Here is an 18850-nt window from a genome sequence, read left to right as displayed (position 1 = left end):
CGGGTGACAGTTGAGGGGGACCGCCCCTACGGTTCGACGATGTGCCGCAGGTAGACGTGCGGGTTGGCGAGATAGCGGCGCCAGTGATCCACGACGCCGAGCTCCCGCCAGGCGACCCTCCGTATGCCGTGTTCACCGACCTCGACGATGTCCGCGCCCGGCAGGGCAGTCAGCAAGGGTGAGTGCGTGGCACAGATGACCTGGCCGCCCTCCTTGGCCAACCGGTCGATGTGCCCGATAAGTTCGAGGCACGAGGAGAAGGAGAGCGCCGCCTCCGGCTCGTCGAGAACATAGAGCCCGGCGTGTAGGAACTTACCGCGGAATGCCGCGAGAAAGCCCTCGCCGTGGCTGACCGAGTCCGGCGAGAACCCCTCCCTGTTCAGGGCGTCCAGCGCGGTCTCGGCCCGCAGGAAGAAGCCCTTGCGGGCCGACCAGCTGGTGACCATACGGCGCCCGCGCGAGGCCGCGTCGAACCTCATCCGCTCGCCGAGCGCCGACTTGCCACGCGGGGAGGCGTAGCGCCAGTCGTGGGAGCCGCCATAGGAGTCCAGACCGAACCCCTCCGCCAGCGCCTCGACCAGGGTCGACTTCCCCGAGCCGTTCTCACCGACCAGAAAGGTCACCGGTGCGGTGAAGCGCAGCCCTTCGTTGAGCAGCTGCCGGACGCAGGGCACGGACCAGGGCCAGGTGTCCTCGTCGTACGAGGAGAGGTGGGCATACGCGCGTTCGACAATCACTCGATCAGTGTCGCCCAGGACTCGGACGACGTACGTGCCTCCAGGTCGTCGGACCAGCCCCTCTTACTCGTTGCTGCCGTGCGTCCGGTCGGTCGCGCAGCCGTTCCCATGCGTGCCGAGGCGGCTCCTCAACGTCCCCAAGCTGAACTCTGAGCGTCCGGGTCGGCGAAACTCGCCAACTGAGGCGCTCAGTCACACCGGTCCGGGGAGCGCTCACATATCCGCCCGGTCCCACGCGCGCCGTCCAGCGCATCCGCGTTCAGTCTCACCACCGTGCGCCCCCGATCGGGTCCTGCTCCGACCAGCCCGGCGAGTCGGCGTACGAGCGTGCCGTGCCCAGCCAGTAGCCCTCGGGACGCTGCCACGCCTCCATCGGCTCCACGGATGTACAGCGACGGCTCCTTCCCACTGCGGGTGCGGTGGGAAGGAGCCGTCGGCCGGCCGCCGGGACCGCTCGAGTCAGCGGGTGCCGAGCAGGGCGCGCCAGGTCTGCGGGCCGATGACGCCGTCGACCTGCAAGTGGTGCTTCTTCTGGAAGTCGACCACCGCCGACTTTATGCGGCGGCGAATGCCGCGTTGGAGGCGTTGGTCGAGCAGCGTCGGGCCCGCGGGCTGGTCGGGTCGTGTGTGGCGTGGGGTCCGTGGGCGGATGCCGGGATGGCTGCTGATGAGGCGGTGGCCGGGCGTATGCGACGGCTGGGCGTGAAGCCGATGCAGCCGTCCCGGGCGTTGGCGGTTCTTGGACAGGTCGTGGCGGCGGACGAGGGCAGCCTCACGGTCGTGGAGGTGGACTGGGAGCGTTTCCTGCCGACCTTCACCGGCAGCCGTCGCAATGCGCTCTTCGATGAGATTCCGCAAGTCCAGGCGGTCCGGAAGGCGGAGCCCGCGGCGGGTGCGGGTTCGGAGCATCTCCGGGCGCGGCTGTCGGGGCAGTCGGAGTCGGACCAGCGGGCGCTGTTGCTGGCGTTGGTGCGGGAGCAGGCTGCGCTGGTGCTGGGGCACGCGTCGGCGGAGATGGTCGTACCCGGGCGTGCCTTCAAGGATCTGGGCTTCGACTCCCTTTCCGCGGTGCAGTTCCGTAACCGGGTGAATGCTGTGACGGGTTTGGCGACGCCGTCGTCGTTGGTGTTCGACTATCCGACGCCGAAGGAGCTTGCCGGGTATCTGTGGGGTGAGCTCGCCGGGGTTGTGGACGCGGCTGCTCAGCTGCCGGTCAGGCCCCTTTCGGTGGCCGACGATCCGGTGGTGATCGTGGGTATGGCGTGCCGTTTCCCGGGTGGGGTGGGTTCGCCGGGTGAGTTGTGGGATCTGGTGGTGTCGGGAGCTGACGCGGTGTCGGGGTTCCCTGTGGATCGGGGCTGGGATCTGGACGGGCTGTACCACCCGGACCCGGAGAACCACGGCACGTCGTATACGCGGCATGGCGCGTTTCTGTCGGATGTGGCTGGGTTTGATGCGGGGTTCTTCGGTATTTCGCCGCGTGAGGCGTTGGCGATGGATCCGCAGCAGCGGCTGTTGCTGGAGACGTGCTGGGAGGCGTTGGAGGATGCCGGGATCGATCCGGCGTCGTTGCGGGGTGGTCGGGGTGGTGTGTTCATGGGCACCAACGGCCAGGACTACGCGAGCCTGCTGCTGAAGACCCCCGAACCCGCCGAGGGTTACCTGGGCACTGGGAACTCGGCGAGTGTGATGTCGGGCCGGATCGCCTACACCCTGGGGTTGGAGGGGCCGGCGGTGACGGTGGACACGGCGTGCTCGGCGTCGTTGGTCGCGCTGCATCTCGCCGTGCAGGCACTGCGGTCGGGTGAGTGTGATGTGGCGCTGGCCGGCGGTGTGACGGTGATGTCGTCGCCGCTGTCGTTCGTGGAGTTCTCGCGGCAGCGGGGGCTGGCGGTGGACGGCCGCTGCAAGGCGTTCGGGGCGGGTGCGGACGGTACGGGCTGGGGTGAGGGCGCGGGTGTACTCCTCGTGGAGCGGCTCTCGGATGCTGAGCGGCTTGGTCACCGGGTGCTGGCGGTGGTGCGGGGCAGCGCGGTCAATCAGGACGGTGCGAGCAACGGGCTGACGGCTCCGAATGGTCCCTCGCAGCAGCGGGTGATCCGGCAGGCCCTGGCCGCTGCGGGTGTTTCTGCGGCTGAGGTGGACGCTGTCGAGGCGCACGGTACGGGTACTCGTCTCGGTGACCCGATCGAGGCGCAGGCGCTGCTGGCGACGTACGGCAAGGAGCGCAGTGCGGACCGGCCGCTGTGGCTGGGCGCGGTGAAGTCGAACATCGGTCATACGCAGGCGGCTGCGGGTGTGGCTGGTGTGATCAAGATGGTGCAGGCAATGCGGCACGGAGTCCTTCCCGCCACCCTGCACGCCGAGGAGCCCACCGACCAGGTCGACTGGTCGTCCGGTACCGTCCAGCTTTTGACACAGGCGCGGGAGTGGCCGGAGGGCGACCGTCCGCGCCGGGTCGGTGTGTCCGCCTTCGGGGTCAGTGGCACCAACGCGCACGTGATTCTGGAGCAGGTGTCCGAGCCCGAGTTCGACGGTGTGGCTGGGTCGGAGACGTCCGGTCCGGTGGCGTGGGTCGTGTCGGCTCGCAGTGAAGTGGCGTTGCGGGAGCAGGCAGTGCGGCTTGGTCAGCGGGTTGAAGCCGACGGTCTGCTGGATCTGGCCGATGTGGGGTTCTCGCTCGCGAGTGGTCGTTCGGTGTTCGAGCACCGGGCGGTTGTCGTGGGTGACGGGCGTGCGGATCTGGTGGCTGGTCTGGGTGCGGTGGCGTCGGGGTCGGATGTGCCGGGTGTGGTGCGGGGTGTGGCGGGGGCTGAAGTGCCTGATGTCGCTGTGCTGTTTTCGGGTCAGGGTGCGCAGCGGTTGGGTATGGGGCGGGGTTTGTATGAGGCGTTCCCGGTGTTTGCGGGGGCGTGGGATGCGGTGTGTGAGGTGCTGGATCCGCTGCTGGGGGCACCGCTGACGTCGGTGGTGTGGGCTCCGGAGTCTGATGGTGGGGGGTTGCTGGATCGGACGGTGTGGGCTCAGGCGGGGTTGTTTGCGTTCGAGGTGGCGGCGTTCCGGTTGGTGGAGTCCGATCGGCCTCCGGCCACTCCCGCGCCTCCGTCAGAAGCTGGACAGTGCCGGACGACCAGTCGACCTGATCCGACGGCTCATCCGCATGCAGAGTGGCGGGCAGCACGCCGTGCCGCATCGCCTCCACCATCTTGATCACACCAGCCACACCCGCAGCCGCCTGCGTATGGCCGATGTTCGACTTCACCGCGCCCAGCCACAGCGGCCGGTCCTCGGGACGGTCCTGTCCGTAGGTGGCCAGCAGGGCCTGCGCCTCGATGGGATCCCCGAGACGAGTACCCGTGCCGTGTGCCTCGACGGCGTCCACCTCGGCGGCGGACAGCCCGGCGACGGCCAGGGCCTGCCGAATAACCCGCTGCTGCGAGGGGCCGTTGGGCGCGGTGAGCCCATTACTGGCGCCGTCCTGGTTGACCGCACTGCCCCGCACCACCGCCAGCACCCGGTGACCAAGCCGCTCAGCATCCGAGAGCCGCTCCACCAGCAGCACACCCGCACCCTCACCCCAGCCCGTACCGTCCGCACCCGCCCCGAACGCCTTGCACCGGCCATCCACCGACAGCCCCCGCTGCCGCGAGAACTCCACGAACGACAGCGGCGACGACATCACCGTCACACCGCCTGCCAGCGCCACATCACACTCACCCGACCGCAGTGCCTGCACGGCGAGATGCAGCGCGACCAACGACGCCGAGCACGCCGTGTCGACAGTGACAGCCGGGCCCTCCAGACCCAGGGTGTAGGCGATCCGCCCGGACATCACACTCGCCGCGTTCCCTGTACCGAGATACCCCTCAGCCGGCTCGGCGGTCTTCAGCAGCAGGCTCGCGTAGTCCTGGCCGTTGGTGCCCATGAACACACCACCCCGACCACCCCGCAACGACGCCGGATCGATCCCGGCATCCTCCAACGCCTCCCAGCACGTCTCCAGCAACAGCCGCTGCTGCGGATCCATCGCCAACGCCTCACGCGGCGAAATACCGAAGAACCCCGCATCAAACCCAGCCACATCCGACAGAAACGCCCCATGCCGCGTATACGACGTCCCCAGACTCTCCGGATCCGGATCGAACAGCCCCTCCAGATCCCAGCCCCGGTCCACCGGGAACCCCGACACCGCATCGGCCCCCGACACCACCAGATCCCACAACTCACCCGGCGAACCCACCCCACCCGGGAAACGGCACGCCATACCCACGATCACCACCGGATCGTCGGCCACCGACACCGAACCCGTCCCGAACGGCACCAGCCCAGCCAAACCCACAACCCCCGCGAACTCACCCCACAAATACGCGGCAAGTTCATTCGGCGTCGGATAGTCGAACACCAACGACGGCGGCGTCGCCAGACCGGTCACAGCGTTCACCCGATTCCGGAACTGCACCGCGGAAAGCGAGTCGAAGCCCAGATCCTTGAACGCACGCCCGGGTACGACCATCTCCGCCGACGCGTGCCCCAACACCAGCGCAGCCTGCTCCTGCACCAATGCCAGCAACAGCGCCCGCTGCTCAGCCTCCGGCAACGCGGCCATCCGCGACCGCAGCGACGGTGCGCCCGAACCCTCCGCCGTCCCCTCAGGACGAAGCGCCTGGACCTGCGGAATCTCATCGAAGAGCGCGCTGGGGGCGGTGGTCACCGTCGGCAGATAGCGTTCCCAGTCCACCTCCACGACCGTGAGGCTGCCCTCGTCGCACGCAGCGACCTGCCCCAGAACCACCAACGCCCGGGACGGCTGCATCGGCTTCACGCCCAGCCGTCGCATTCGCCCGGCCACCGCCTCATCAGCAGCCATCCCGGCATCCGCCCACGGGCCCCACGCCACACACGACCCGACCAGCCCGCGGGCCCGACGCTGCTCGACCAACGCCTCCAACGCGGCATTCGCCGCCGCATAGTTGCCCTGCCCCTCACCACCCCACGAACCCGCCACCGACGAGAACGCCACAAACAACGACAACGGCTCCGCCAGCCCAGCAGTCAGCTCATCCAGATGAACCGCCGCATCAACCTTCGCCCCCCACACTGCCGCGAACCGCTCCGGCGACAGAGCCTCCACCACACCGTCGTCCAGCACCCCCGCCGCATGCACCACACCACGCAACGGGAACTCCGCCGGAACCCCCGCCAACACCCCGGCCAGCGCCACACGATCCGACACATCACACGCCACCACACTCGCCGCACAACCCAGCTCCGCCAGCTCAGCGAGAAGTTCAGCCGCCCCCGGAGCCTCCACACCCCGCCGGCTCACCAGCAGCAGACGCCCCACACCCTCACCCGCAAGCCAACGCGCCACCTCAGCACCCAGCCCACCAGTGCCACCTGTCACCAGCACCGTGCCACCAGCGCGCCACGCACCAGAAGACGCCGCCCCGGCCGGTGCCGGAGCAGGCACCATCCGCCGCACGAACACACCAGCAGCACGCACCGCCACCTGATCCTCCGCCGGGAACCCACCCGCAAGAACCGCAACAAGCCGCTCCACCGCAGCCACGTCCACGACATCCGGCAGGTCCAGCAGCCCACCCCAGCGCCCCGGCTGCTCCAGACCGACCGGAGAGTGGCGGGGTGTGAGGCTGCCTCCGGCAGGACCAACGCCCGGAGGACACAGAGAGACAGAGGGAGAGACAGGAAGAGGCAGGGGTGAGGAGTTACCCCGGTAGAAGGGATTGCAGGAAACACCCCACGGACCGCCCACCGGTCCACCACACCCCCATCCCCGACAACGTGAACCTGCGCGAGCATTACACCTTCGCTGAGCTGGAGGCAGCCTGCCGGTCGTTCTGCGAGGAAGCCAACTCCGTACTCACAGGGCAAGTCGGCGCAGGCCCGCCGAACGCCTGGCGGAAGAACAGCAAAGGCTGCATCCCCTGCCCCGCAGTCCGTTCACCGCCGCGTTCGGCACCACCGGGCAGGTCAACTGGGAGTCGACGATCTCGGCCGAGGCGGTGCGTTACTCGGTCCCGCACGAGCTGATCGACACCCGGGTCTGGGCCCGCTTCCACGGACGAGCTGATCGTCACCGCGATCGGCAAGGACGGCTCGGCCCGTGAAACCACCCGCCACCGGCGCGGGCAGCCCGGCACCCCCGTCCTTAACGACGCCCACTAACCGCCGCGCGAGGACAAGAACAGCCCCGAAGGCCACGAGCGCGGAAGAGGCCGCCTTCCTCGCGCTCGGACCGGGCGCCGCGTCCTGGCTCATCGAGGCCGGCGCGGCCGGTGTCCGCCGCATCAAGGCGAAAATGGCCGAGGCCGTCGCCCTGTCAAAGCTGTATTCAGCAGCGGAAATTGATCGCGCCCTCGGCACCGCAGCAGTCACCGGGCGCTTCGCGGAGAAGGATCTGCTGTCGATCCTCGACTATCAGGCCGTCCACGAACAGGCCGAGCCAGCCCGCCGCAGCGAGAACCACTCCCTACAGCCGGGCACCTCCACCCGGTCCACCTTCGGCATCCCCACCACCTCGGACGTCACCGACGTCTCCGAGGGGGAGAACAAAATGGCCGTTGACACCCACACCACGCCAGCAGGCCGCCCCAGAGACCGAGGCCGTACGGGGACCCCTCACCGACGCTGCCCAGTGTGTCCCGTCAGCCTGGGGGCCCTGAAGGCACCCCCAACATGATTTTGAGCTGCCCCCGTAACAGCACGGGTTCCGCGGCTGGCGGCGACTTCCGTGATGGGCAGTCAGGTATTCCTGCTCGCCCCACTCGCAGCGGTTCGATGACATCGTCGGCCCACTCCTCGCTAAAGGCCTCGTCATCATCACTGGCCCAGGGCCCAACGCACCGGTCCCAGCGGCAGACGTTTGGCGTACGGAGGTCCACCACCCGCTAGCGAGGCCCGTGGACCTGTGCCTGATTAAACCGGTGAATCTCCACCCACGCGCCTCAGCCTTCTCGGTTGAAGCGGTAGAGCATGCAGCGGGCGATTCGGAGCACGGCAAGCGGTCTCGCGCCATCCGCCTCAGCACCAGTGCTCGACGCTCGGCTGTTCGGCCGAACCCAACGCGCGCCTCTCTTCGCCTCTAATTAGCGTTCAAGATTGCCGGGGGGAATTCTCATTCCGCTGAAAGGCAGAAGTTGCATGCGCCGAAAAATAACTTGGGTAACTGTCAGTTGCCTGATTTCCCTAGCAATGGTAGGGGTCTCAGGAGCCTCCAGTGTCGCTCAGCCGGAGCCCGACGCATCTGAATCCCACTCACCCGTCCCCGTGCCTCCCCCGGCACCTGTTCAGCCGTCGGAACCTCCGCACTGTACGGACTATGTGTTCATCGGTGTCCGAGGCGTAAGCGATGCCGCTCCTCCGAGGGGTGCCTTCGACAGGGTGATCGAAGCACTGCATGACAGGTCTCTAACTGTCACTGGCCAGGACAGTGTGGACGTCCAATACGTCAACTACACCCCATCTTCTTCAACTGTCTTCAACGACCCGATCGTAGATCGGGCCGTAGCCGCTGCCAGGGCAGGTACACCGCCTGCTCGGGAGCTTCCGGAGGACCTGCTGAGAACGCAAAGGGAAGGCGTTACTCGGACAATCGACAAGCTCAAAGCCCAGTCGAGTCTTTGCCCTGATCAGCGCATCGTTGTGGCCGGGTACTCGGAGGGCGCGTGGGTTTTGGGTGATGCCCTGTCGGATCCGGAGCTCCAGCCGATCTATGACCGGATCGAGACGGTGCTGTTGTTCGGTGACCCCATGTTCGATCCGAACTCGGATGCCGCAGTACGAACCGTACCTGGCCAAACAGGGCCCGAAGCGGGACCACGGAATTCCATCGGCATCGCCGCCTACGCGAGGGACCCAAGTCCAGAACCACCCTCGAGGCCGAGGCCGCGAAGCCCCTACCTGCCCGAGACACTGGAGCGCCGCGCGCAGTCTTACTGCTGGAACACACCGGTGGATCCTGTCTGCACAACGCCTGGTGCGAACGTCAGCGGAACGGAGTGGGCCCAGGAAATGGACACCTGCAGAAACACCAGCGGACTCCTCGAACAACTCGCCCGACTCGGGTGTCGGCACGCCTGGTACACGGGCGATTACGCGGCCGAGTACATGCGGCTTCAGCCTGCCCTCTAGGGCCTGTCTTCAGTTGTGATCAACAGGCTTGCAGAGGCTGCCGATCCAGATGGTTGCTGCGCGGAGATGGAGTCCGGCGTCCCAAGAGAAACCCCAGGCACCCGGCCCCGAAAACGAACCCTGGCCACCCGACCCCGAAGACGAACCATGGGCGGCGCCCGGCGCTGCCGCCGCACGGCTGGACTCCGCCGGTGCGCGAGGAGGGCGAGCCGGAGTGCCAGCGCCCTCCGAAGACCAGCCTTGGCCACCCGACCCCGAAGAAGAACCCCAGCCGTCCACCGGCAAAAACCGCGGCGTACCCCGATCGAGTGAGGAAGGCGGCGTATCCGATGACGCAGCCCTTGAAGGCCCACGCTGGGGCGGCGGCCCCGCGTTCTGAGGCGATGTGCCGGGAGGTGCGCCGGTCGCCCGTGTTTCATCGGCTGGTGCCGATGGAGTCGGGGATCGGGTGGCCGCTGCCCGTGCCGGTCGTGCAGGACGGGGTGCCCCGGGTGTACGTACGGCTGCCGCTGTTCGTGTTGCGGCCCGACCCGGCCGGGGGCGCCGATCTCTTTCCGCCGTTCGCGACGGCGACGCTGGACTGGTCGACGCGGCGGCTGGTCGAGTACGCGGATCTGCGGTTCAAGGAGCCGCAGCGGTCCCGGGCGGAGTGGTCCCAGCCGGTGGGCCGGTTCCCGCACCCGGCCGTGGAGGGCCTGACCACCGACGTCTACCGGGACCTCCGCACCCGGCTGTTCGGCCTCTACGACGAGTTGTTCGACGAGCTGACGGTCGGGCGGCAGCCGGGCGGCGGCTGGGCCGAGGAGTTCGGCGGTCTGCTGGGCCGACTGCTGGAACCGGCCCTCGTCCCCTACTACCGGCGGCTCGCCCCCAAGTTCCTCGGCCGGCACCTGCCCGACCGGCACCTGCCCGACGAAAGGTGAACCACCATGCCGGACAACGTCTTCAGCCGTCTACGCACGGACGTGCTGGCCACCTTCCCGAAAATCGTCCAGCAACTGGCTGAGGAACTCGGGCCCCGTCAACGGGAGTTGCTCGACCAGTCCAAGGCCCGGCTGGAGCGGGGCACCTGCCATGTCGTGGTCTGCGGTGAGTTCAAGCGGGGCAAGTCCATGCTGCTCAACGCCCTGGTGGAACGGCCCGGCCTGTTCCCCGTGGATGTCGACGTGGCCACCTGTGTCGTGTGCACCCTCGCCTGGGGACCGCGCGAGCTGGCCGTCGTGCACCTCGGCGACCCGGAAGGCGGTGGCGGCGCCACCCGCCCAGTGGAGATCGCTCTCGACCAGCTGCCCGAGTACGTCACCGAACAGGGCAACCCTCGCAACCACAAACGGGTCCAACTGGTGGAGATCCAGGCCCCGGTACCCCAGCTCGAGACCGGCCTGGTCCTGATCGACACCCCCGGCGTCGCCAGCGTCAACCCCGAGCACACCGCCGCCACCCGCGCCTTCCTGGAACGGGCCGACGGCCTGGTCTTCGTCTGCGACGCCATCGAACCCCTCGCCACCTACGAACTCGACTTCCTCAGTGAGGCGTTGGAGAAGTGCGAGGTGGTGATCACGGTGGTCACCAAGACCGACAAGGTCGTCGATCCCGCGCCCGTCGTCGCCGGGGCCCGCGAGAAGATCGCCGCCCGTACCGGCCTGCCCGCCGACCGGCTGGTCGTCGTCCCCGTCTCCTCCTTCCGCAAACACAAGTGGCTCCGGAACCGCACGGACGAACGGCTGCTCACCGACTCCGGCTTCGCCGAACTGGACCACGCGCTGTGGGAGGGACTCGCCACGACCAGCGGCGCGGTCCAGCTGCGCCGGGCCCTGGACGCCCTCGGCGACGCCGTCGCCACGGCAGGCTCCCCCGTGGTCAACGAACTCGCGGCCCTGGAGTCGGACGAGTCCCTGCGGCGGATCCGCGACGAGGTCGCCGAGACCACCGCCCGGCTCAAGCAGCTGTCCACCGGCAGCGCCGAGTGGCGGACGGACCTGCGGCAGCGCTTCGAACGTGACACCCGGGCGGCGCGTACGGCACTGCAGAACGCCTTCACCTCGGCGCTGCGCGCCTACCAGGAGGCGGTGACCAACGGAGCCGACCCGGGCGCCGACGAACTGGTCGGCCAGGTCGCCTCGGACATCCTCAAGGCGCTGACCACCGCCCACGAGCAGCTGGCCGCCACCGCGGTGGCCATCATGGAGGACTTCGCGCGGCGCACCAGCCTCGACCTCACCTCGCCCGAGGTTCCCAAGCCGCCCTTCACCCCTGCCATCTCGGTGCCCACCGTGCCGCTCAATGTGCGCCCCGCCCGGTTCTTCGACCAGTTCCGGGCCAGCTGGTCCACCGGGATGGCGGCGGTGGGCGCGGGCACCGCCGTCGCCTTCGTGGAACCGTTCAGCGGGGTCGCCGTCATGGTGGGCCTGGGCACGATGGGCTTCGTCCACGGGGTCCGCAACCACCGCAAGGACCTGCGCGAACGCGCCGAGCGGGAACGCGCCGCCCGGCTGCAACAGCTGATCACCCAGGAGATCGCCGAGACCCGCAGGCTGGCCACCGAGTCCTTCAACCAGGCCCACGGGGATGTCGCCCAGGCCCTGATCGCGGAGCTGAACGCCCAGCTCGCGGCCCAGCAGGAATCCCTCGCCGAGTCCGGCCGCAGGCTCCAGGCCGCGTCCGGCCAGACCAAGACGGAGCTGACCAGGCGGCGCGGCGAACTACTGGCCCGACAGCAGACGTACCGGAACCTGCAGAGCGAACTCGACCGCCTGCGCAGCCGCGTGGAACGAGTCACCACCGCCCCACAGCCACGCCCCGCCCCCGCAGTCGGGTCGGCCGGGTCGGCCGGGTCGGCCGGGTCGGCCGGGTCGGCCGGGTCGGCCGGGTCGGCCGGGTCGGCCGGGTCGGCCGACCCCCACGGCACCGTGCTCATCACCGGAGGCACCGGCAGCCTCGGCGCTCTGTTCGCCCGACACCTCGTGACGGAACACGGGATCGCCCGGCTGCTTTTGGTCTCCCGTGACGGCGAAAGCACCGAGGGGGCTGAGGAGTTGGCGGACGAGCTGCGGATGCTCGGCGCCGAGGTGTCCCTGGCCGCCTGCGACGTCGCCGACCGCGAGGCCCTGGCCGAGGTGCTCGCGAAGATCCCTGCCGAGCATCCGCTGACCGCGGTGGTGCACACGGCGGGCGTCCTCGACAACGGCCTCGTGCCCGCGCTCACCCCCGACCGGTTGCGGACCGTGCTGCGTCCCAAGGTCGACGGGGCCTGGAACCTGCACGAGCTCACCCGCGACCGGGAGTTGACGGCCTTCGTGCTCTTCTCGTCCGCGGTGGGCGTCCTGGGGGCGCCGGGCCAGGCCAACTACGCCGCCGCCAACGCGTTCCTCGATGCGCTCGCCTCCCACCGCCGCGCCCACGGACTGCCCGCCACCTCCATCGCCTGGGGCGTGTGGGAGACCGGAGGCCTCAACGCGGACCTGGACCGGGCCGATCTGGACCGGCTGGCGCGCGACGGGTTCCGTCCCGTTTCGCAGACCGTCGGCCGGGCTGTGTTCGACCGGTCGACGGCCGACGGGCCGGCGACGCTCGTCGCCCTGCCGCTGGATCCGGCCGCCGTCCGTGCCCAGTCCCAGGTCCCGGCGCCGCTGCGCGCACTGGCGGACCCCACGGGCCGAAGCACCGCCCGCTCCGCCGGTTCCCCGGGCGGCGGCCCGACGGCCCGCCTCACGGAGCGGCTGGCCGCGGCGAGCGCGGTGGAGCAGGAGCAGCTGCTGCTCACGCTGGTACGCACCGAGGTGGCGGCGGTGCTCGGCCGTAGCGAATCGGAGGGCATCGAGCCCGGCCGCGCCTTCCAGGAGCTGGGCTTCGACTCGCTGACCGCCGTGGAACTGCGTAACCGGCTCGAGTCGGCCACCGGCCTCAAACTGCCGCCCGCCCTGGTCTTCGACCACCCCACCCCGGCGAACCTCACCGGCTATCTGGGCAGTCGGCTGGCTCCGCCGGCCCCGGAGCCGCACACGGCCGTACTCGCCGAACTGGATCAGCTGGAGGGGCTGCTGTCCGCGCTCCCCGAGGATGCTCCCGGCCGGTCGGACGTCACCGCACGGCTGCGGGCGCTGTTGTCCCGGCTGGAGAAGGGCGGCGCCGCGGGCGGTACGGCCACGCCGGACGGTGCCGCCGACGCGGGCGAGGAACTCGCCGCGGCGTCGCTGGACGAGCTCTTCAGCTACATCGACCACGAACTCGGCCGTTCCTGAGCCGACCGCGTCCCGCACGAGGAGAGTCAAGAACGCGATGTCCAACGAAGAGAAACTGGTCGAGTACCTCAAGCGGGTCACCGTCGACCTGCAGAAGGCGAACCGCCGTGTCGCCGAGCTGGAGGCGGCCGAGTCCGAGCCGGTGGCGATCGTCGGCATGGCCTGCCGCTTCCCCGGTGAGGTGTCCTCACCGGACGAGCTGTGGCGGCTGGTGGCTGACGGCACCGACGCCATCTCGGGCTTCCCCACCGACCGCGGCTGGGACCTGGAGCGGCTCTACCACCCCGACGCGGACCGGCCGGGCACGTCGTACACCCGCGAAGGCGGGTTCCTGCACGACGCGGCGCTGTTCGACGCGGCCTTCTTCGGGATCTCGCCGCGCGAGGCGCTCGCCATGGACCCGCAGCAGCGGCTGCTGCTGGAAACCGCCTGGGAGACCTTCGAACAGGCGGGCATCGCCCCGGACTCACTGCGCGGGAGCCGGACCGGGGTCTTCGCGGGTGTCATCGAGCAGAGCTATCTGGGCCTCGAAGGCCCCTCGGAGTTCGAGGGGTACCTGCTCACCAGCAAGCTCAGCAGCGTCGCCTCCGGCCGCATCGCCTACACCTTCGGCCTGGAGGGGCCGGCGGTGTCCGTCGACACGGCCTGCTCGTCCTCACTGGTGGCGCTGCACCTGGCGGTCCGGTCCGTGCGCTCGGGTGAATCGGACCTGGCGCTGGCCGGCGGCGCGACCGTGACGGCCACGCCCGGCGGGTTCGTCGACTTCTCCCGGCAGAGCGGTCTGGCGCCCGACGGACGCATCAAGTCCTTCTCGGCCGATGCGGACGGCACCTCGTGGTCGGAGGGGGTCGGTCTGCTGCTGGTGGAGAAGCTGTCCGACGCGATCCGCAACGGCCACCGTGTCCTGGCCGTCGTCCGCGGCTCGGCCGTCAACCAGGACGGCGCCTCCAACGGCCTGACCGCCCCCAACGGCCCCTCCCAGGAACGCGTCATCCGCCAGGCCCTCACCGACGCCGGCCTCGCTCCCGCCGACGTCGACGCCGTGGAGGCGCACGGCACCGGCACGCGGCTGGGGGATCCGATCGAGGCCGAGGCCCTGCTCGCTACGTATGGTCAGCACCGCCCCGACGACCGCCCCCTCTACCTCGGCTCCCTGAAGTCGAACATCGGGCACACCGTCGCGGCGGCCGGCGTCGGCGGCGTCATCAAGATGATCCAGGCCATGCGCCACGGGGTGTTGCCCAAGACCCTGCATGTGTCCGAGCCGACCCCCATGGTCGGCTGGGAGGCGGGCGCGGTGGAACTCCTCACCGAACCCCGCCCATGGCCCGAGACCGGCCGCCCCCGCCGCGCCGGCGTCTCCGCGTTCGGCGTGAGCGGCACGAATGCGCACGTGATCCTGGAGCAGGCGCCCACGGACGTACCGAAGCGCCGGGCCGGGGACGCGGAGGGTTCCGCGCCGGTGGTGGGGGTGTCGTTGGTGCCCTGGCTGGTCTCCGTGGTGCCGTTGCAGCGGCGGGAGCAGGACCAGACGACGACCGCGCTGCGTGCGCTGGCCGAACTGTTCGTCCAGGGAACCCCAGTGGACTGGACGAAGACACTGCCCGGCGTATCGCCTCGCCAGGTTCCCCTGCCCACCTACGCCTTCCAGCGTGAGCGGTTCTGGCCTGCTGCGGTGACAGGGGTGAGGGGAGCTGCCGCTGACTTCGGGCTGGGTGAGGCCGGGCATCCGTTGCTCGGCGCGGTGGTGGAGTCGGCTGTTGACGGGCGGGTTCTGCTGTCGGGGCGGCTTTCGGTTGCTGCGCAGCCGTGGCTTGGTGATCACGTGGTGCATGGGGCTGTGGTGTTTCCGGGCACGGGGTTTGTGGAGTTGGTGGTGCGGGCTGGGGAGCAGGTGGGGTGTGGGCGTGTTGAGGAGCTGGTGATCGAGGTTCCGTTGGTGTTGCCGGAGCGTGGGGGCGTTCGGGTGCAGGTCGTTGTGGAGAGGGCTGCCGATTCTGCCGATGTTGCTGACTCGGCTGGTGTTGGTGGTGAGCGGTGGGATGTGCGGGTGTTCTCGTTGCGGGAGGACGCGTTGGAGGGGGAGGTGTGGACGCGGCATGTGAGTGGTGTGCTGACGGGCGGGTCTGATGTGTTCGGGCCTGAGGTGTCTGGGTCTGGGGTGTCTGGGTCTGGGTTTGGTGAGTTGGTGGGGGTGTGGCCTCCGGTGGGTGCGGAGGTTGTGGGGGTTGAGGGGTTTTACGAGGGTGTGGCTGAGGTGGGTTTGGCGTATGGGCCGGCGTTTCGTGGGTTGAGGGGTGTGTGGCGTCGGGGGGAGGAGGTTTTTGCTGAGGTCGAGTTGGGTGCGGACGGGTCTGGGTCTGGGTCTGGGTCTGGGTCTGGGTCTGGTTTTGGGGTGCATCCGGCGTTGCTGGACGGGGCGTTGCATGCGGTGGGTGTGGGTGGTGTGGGGGGTGTTCCGGTTGGTGTGAGTTTGTTGCCGTTCTCGTGGTCGGGTGTGGTGGTGCGGGGTGTGGGTTCGGGTGTGTTGAGGGTGCGGTTGGGTGGGGTTGCGGGTGGTGAGGGGGTGTCGTTGTGGGCGGTTGATGGTGCTGGTGTGCCGGTGGTTTCGGTGGAGCGGTTGTCGTTGCGTGCGGTGAGTGCTGAGCAGGTTGGCCGGGCTGGTTCGGTGGTGCGGGACGAGGCGCTGTTCGGGGTGGACTGGGAGGCGTTGGCGGTGCCGCCGGTGCCGGTGTCGGGGGTGGGGCGCTGGCTTGTGGTGGGTGACGACGCGGTGAGTCGTGATGTGGCGGCCGGGTTGGTGGCGGCTGGCGTTGAGGTGGATGCGGTGCCTGGGTGGGGGGCGGTGTCGGGGCCTGAAAGTACGGGGGACGGTGCTGGGCTGACGGTGGTGTTGTGCTGCCCCGCGGGCTCGGGCTCGGAGGAGGGCTCGGCTTCGGGGTTGGTTGATGGTGTGTGGTCGTTGGTGGAGGTGTTGGGGGCGTGGCTGGGTGATGGGGGTTGGGAGGGTTCGCGTCTGGTGGTGGTGACGCGGGGTGCGGTTGCTGCTGGTGTGGGTGAGTCGGTGGATGTGGGGGGTGCTGCGTTGTGGGGTCTGGTGCGGTCGGCGCAGTTGGAGAATCCGGGGCGTCTGTCGCTGGTGGATGTTGATGGGGGTGTGGGTGCGGGGGGTCTGCTGCCGGGTGTGGTGGTGTCGGGTGAGGACCAGGCCGTGGTGCGGGATGGCGGGTTGAGGGTTCCCCGGCTGGTGCGTGTCGCGGTACCCGAACCTGCCTCCGTGTCCGAGCCCGTGCCCGGGTCCGGGCCTGCCTCCGACTCAGACTCCGACTCCGACTCCGACTCCGTGTCCGAGCCCGTGCCCGGGTCCGGGCCTGCCTCCGTTTCCGACTCTGTGCCCGTCTCTGTTTCTGGTGTGTGGGGTTCGGGGCCGGTGTTGGTGACGGGTGGGACTGGTGGGTTGGGTGCTTTGGTGGCGCGGCATCTGGTGGTGGTGCATGGGGTGCGGGATTTGGTGTTGGTGAGTCGTCGGGGGTTGGGGGCTCCGGGGGCTGTGGGGTTGGTGGGGGAGTTGGAGGGGTTGGGTGCGGTGGTGGAGGTGGTGGGTTGTGATGTGTCGGATCGGGAGGCTGTGACGGGTCTTCTGGCGGGGCGGCGTTTGTCGGGTGTGGTGCATGCGGCGGGTGTGCTGCGTGATGGTGTGGTGTCGTCGTTGTCGCGGGGGCAGGTGGAGGAGGTTCTGGCGGCGAAGGCTCGGTCGGCTTTGTTGTTGGATGAGTTGACTGCGGGTATGGGGTTGTCTGCGTTTGTGATGTTTTCGTCGGTGGCTGGTGTGGTGGGTTCTGCGGGGCAGGGGAATTACGCGGCGGCGAATGCGGTGCTGGATGCGGTGGCGGTGCGGCGTCGGTCGGTGGGGTTGCCGGGGTTGTCGTTGGCGTGGGGGTTGTGGGAGCAGGAGTCGCTGTCGGCGATGACGGCGGGTCTGGGGGTGGGGGACCGGCAGCGGATCGCGCGGTCGGGGATGGTGCCGCTTGGTGCGGTGGAGGGTCTGGCGTTGTTCGATGCGGCGTTGTCCGTCAGGGAGCGGGCGGTGCTGGTGGCGGCGCGGTGGAATGCTGCGGTGTTGCGTGCGCGGGCGGTGGCGGGTGAGCTGGCGCCGGTGGTGGAGGGGCTGGTGCCGGCTTCGGTGCGGCGTGGGGTGCGGGGGCCGGACACCGCGGCCGCGACGATCGCCGCCGGTGGTGGCGGTGGTGGTCTGCGGGAGCGGCTGGCGGGGCTTGGGCAGAACGAGGCACGCAGTGTGCTGACCGGACTGGTGCGCTCTAACGCCGCGACCGTCCTGGGCCACACCACCCCCGACGCCGTCGTCGAAGCGGAACTGACGGCGAGACTGGCCAAGGAAGCGGCAGACAAGGCCGCCGCCAAAGCCGCGTCCGCCGACGGCGACAAGCGGGACGACATGGTGGCCACAGCCGTGGGTCTCGCGCAGACGGCCGACACGCTCACCGTCCCCGCCGAACCGGTGCTCTTGGCGGACGACTCCACACCCGAGACAGTCACCTCGCTCATGGCAGAACAGGGCGGCCGACTGTCGGTGATGAGCGCGGAGGGCGGCATCTTCGACATCATCGCCGGACGCTACTCCGGGGCCCCCAACATGGAAGTCTTCCTGAAGGGGCATGCCGGGGATCGGCTGAGGGTGAACCGGCAGACCCGCCGCGAGTACATTGACGCCCCCGCCCTGACCATCGGCCTCGCCGTACAGCCGGACGTGCTGCGGGACATCGGCAAGGTGAAGGGGTTCGAGGGACGCGGACTACTGGCCCGCTTCCTATACTCCCTGCCGGTGTCCACGGTCGGCGACCGCGAGATCATCACCGACCCGGTCCCGGAGGAGACGGCCGCCACCTACACCGCCCGGGTCATCGACCTCACCCTGTCCCTGGCGGAGTGGACCGACCCGGCCGTCATCCAACTCACCCCAGAAGCCGACGCGGCCCTGATCACCTACCAGAAGCGCATCGAACCACAGCTCAAGGCACGCGGCGGCACGCTGGGCCACATCTCCAATTGGGCCGGAAAACTCGCGGGAGCGACCGCCCGCATGGCCGCGCTGCTCCACCTCGCCGAACACGGCGGCAACGGCTACGCCCACCCGGTCACCGAAGACACCATGAGCGCGGCCATCGAGCTGGGGGAGTACTACACCGCCCACGCCCTCGCTGCGTTCGACGTCATGGGAGCCGACAACACCACCGCGCGCGCTCAAAGCGTCCTGGAAGCCCTGCGCACCCACCGGTGGGCCGAGGTCAGTAAGCGTGACCTGATGGTCAAGCTCTCCCGCTCGGAGTTCCCCACCGCTGCGGACTTGGACCCGACGCTGACTCTGCTGGAAGACCACGGTTACGTGCGGGCACAACCCATCGTCCGCACCGGAGGACGCGGCCGACCGCCCTCGCCGCGCTACCTGGTACACCCCCGGCTGACCGACCCGACCACCTGAGCCCGTCTACAGAAACCACAGAATCACAGAAGTACCCGCTGTGTGCCCCTGACCTGCGTAGACAGTCATGTCAGGGGTGCACGGCGCCCCTGCCACAGAAACTCGCAGAGAAGCCACAGAAATAGGCCCGACCCGGCCGCGTCGGGCCTGCCTCCTTATTTCTGTGGGACCTTCGGCGATTTCTGTGGCAGCGGCCACCGCGCAGTATCGCCGCAGGTCAG

At 69.3% G+C, this 18850-nt stretch carries 5 protein-coding genes and 4 pseudogenes; 6 read left to right on the top strand and 3 right to left on the bottom strand.

What is annotated here, in order from left to right; all coding sequences use genetic code 11:
* Positions 1 to 26: 26 nt before the first annotated feature.
* Positions 27 to 737, bottom strand: coding sequence for an AAA family ATPase (locus tag CES90_RS48665; protein ID WP_189788804.1), 711 nt, complete (start codon positions 735 to 737; stop codon positions 27 to 29).
* A 459-nt stretch (positions 738 to 1196) separates the two neighbouring features.
* Entirely contained in the window at positions 1197 to 1283 is an 87-nt protein-coding gene (locus CES90_RS52385) for a peptidoglycan-binding domain-containing protein (RefSeq protein ID WP_208921919.1), read from the bottom strand.
* 9 nt (positions 1284 to 1292) lie between these two features.
* On the opposite strand from CES90_RS52385, the pseudogene CES90_RS48655 reads away from it, so the two are divergent.
* A pseudogene (locus CES90_RS48655) lies at positions 1293 to 3812 on the top strand (type I polyketide synthase); the annotation flags it as partial.
* Here the strand turns inward: CES90_RS48655 and CES90_RS51120 are convergent.
* A pseudogene (locus tag CES90_RS51120) lies at positions 3811 to 6357 on the bottom strand (type I polyketide synthase); the annotation flags it as partial. The pseudogenes CES90_RS48655 and CES90_RS51120 overlap by 2 nt on opposite strands.
* Positions 6358 to 6527: 170 nt before the next feature.
* Between CES90_RS51120 and CES90_RS48650 the strand changes: the two are divergent.
* The 5 genes and pseudogenes from CES90_RS48650 to CES90_RS48630 all read left to right on the top strand — a co-directional run.
* A pseudogene (locus tag CES90_RS48650) lies at positions 6528 to 7290 on the top strand (Mu transposase domain-containing protein); the annotation flags it as partial.
* 608 nt (positions 7291 to 7898) lie between these two features.
* Positions 7899 to 8723 (top strand): annotated as a pseudogene (locus CES90_RS52380) (cutinase family protein); the annotation flags it as partial.
* Positions 8724 to 9319: 596 nt separating this feature from the next.
* Complete coding sequence (locus CES90_RS48640; RefSeq protein ID WP_189780461.1) at positions 9320 to 9811, top strand: hypothetical protein; 492 nt, start codon at positions 9320 to 9322, stop codon at positions 9809 to 9811.
* Positions 9812 to 9817: 6 nt separating this feature from the next.
* Positions 9818 to 13129 carry an SDR family NAD(P)-dependent oxidoreductase gene (locus CES90_RS48635; protein ID WP_208921795.1) on the top strand — a complete coding sequence of 1104 codons (3312 nt, stop codon included), beginning with the start codon at positions 9818 to 9820 and terminating at the stop codon, positions 13127 to 13129.
* 37 nt (positions 13130 to 13166) lie between these two features.
* Entirely contained in the window at positions 13167 to 18629 is a 5463-nt protein-coding gene (locus tag CES90_RS48630; RefSeq protein WP_208921793.1) for an SDR family NAD(P)-dependent oxidoreductase, read from the top strand.
* Positions 18630 to 18850 lie beyond the last annotated feature (221 nt).

This window comes from Streptomyces capitiformicae (assembly GCF_002214185.1).
Classification (GTDB): domain Bacteria; phylum Actinomycetota; class Actinomycetes; order Streptomycetales; family Streptomycetaceae; genus Streptomyces; species Streptomyces capitiformicae.
The sequence above is the reverse complement of the archived record's forward strand: the minus strand, read 5'-3'. Positions and strand labels throughout refer to the sequence as shown.

Excerpts from the sequence above, each read along its gene's own strand:
- CES90_RS48640 (WP_189780461.1), top strand. The coding sequence starts at position 9,320 with ATGGAGTCGGGGATCGGGTGGCCGCTGCCCGTGCCGGTCGTGCAGGAC.
- CES90_RS48635 (WP_208921795.1), top strand. The coding sequence starts at position 9,818 with ATGCCGGACAACGTCTTCAGCCGTCTACGCACGGACGTGCTGGCCACC.
- CES90_RS48630 (WP_208921793.1), top strand. The coding sequence starts at position 13,167 with ATGTCCAACGAAGAGAAACTGGTCGAGTACCTCAAGCGGGTCACCGTC.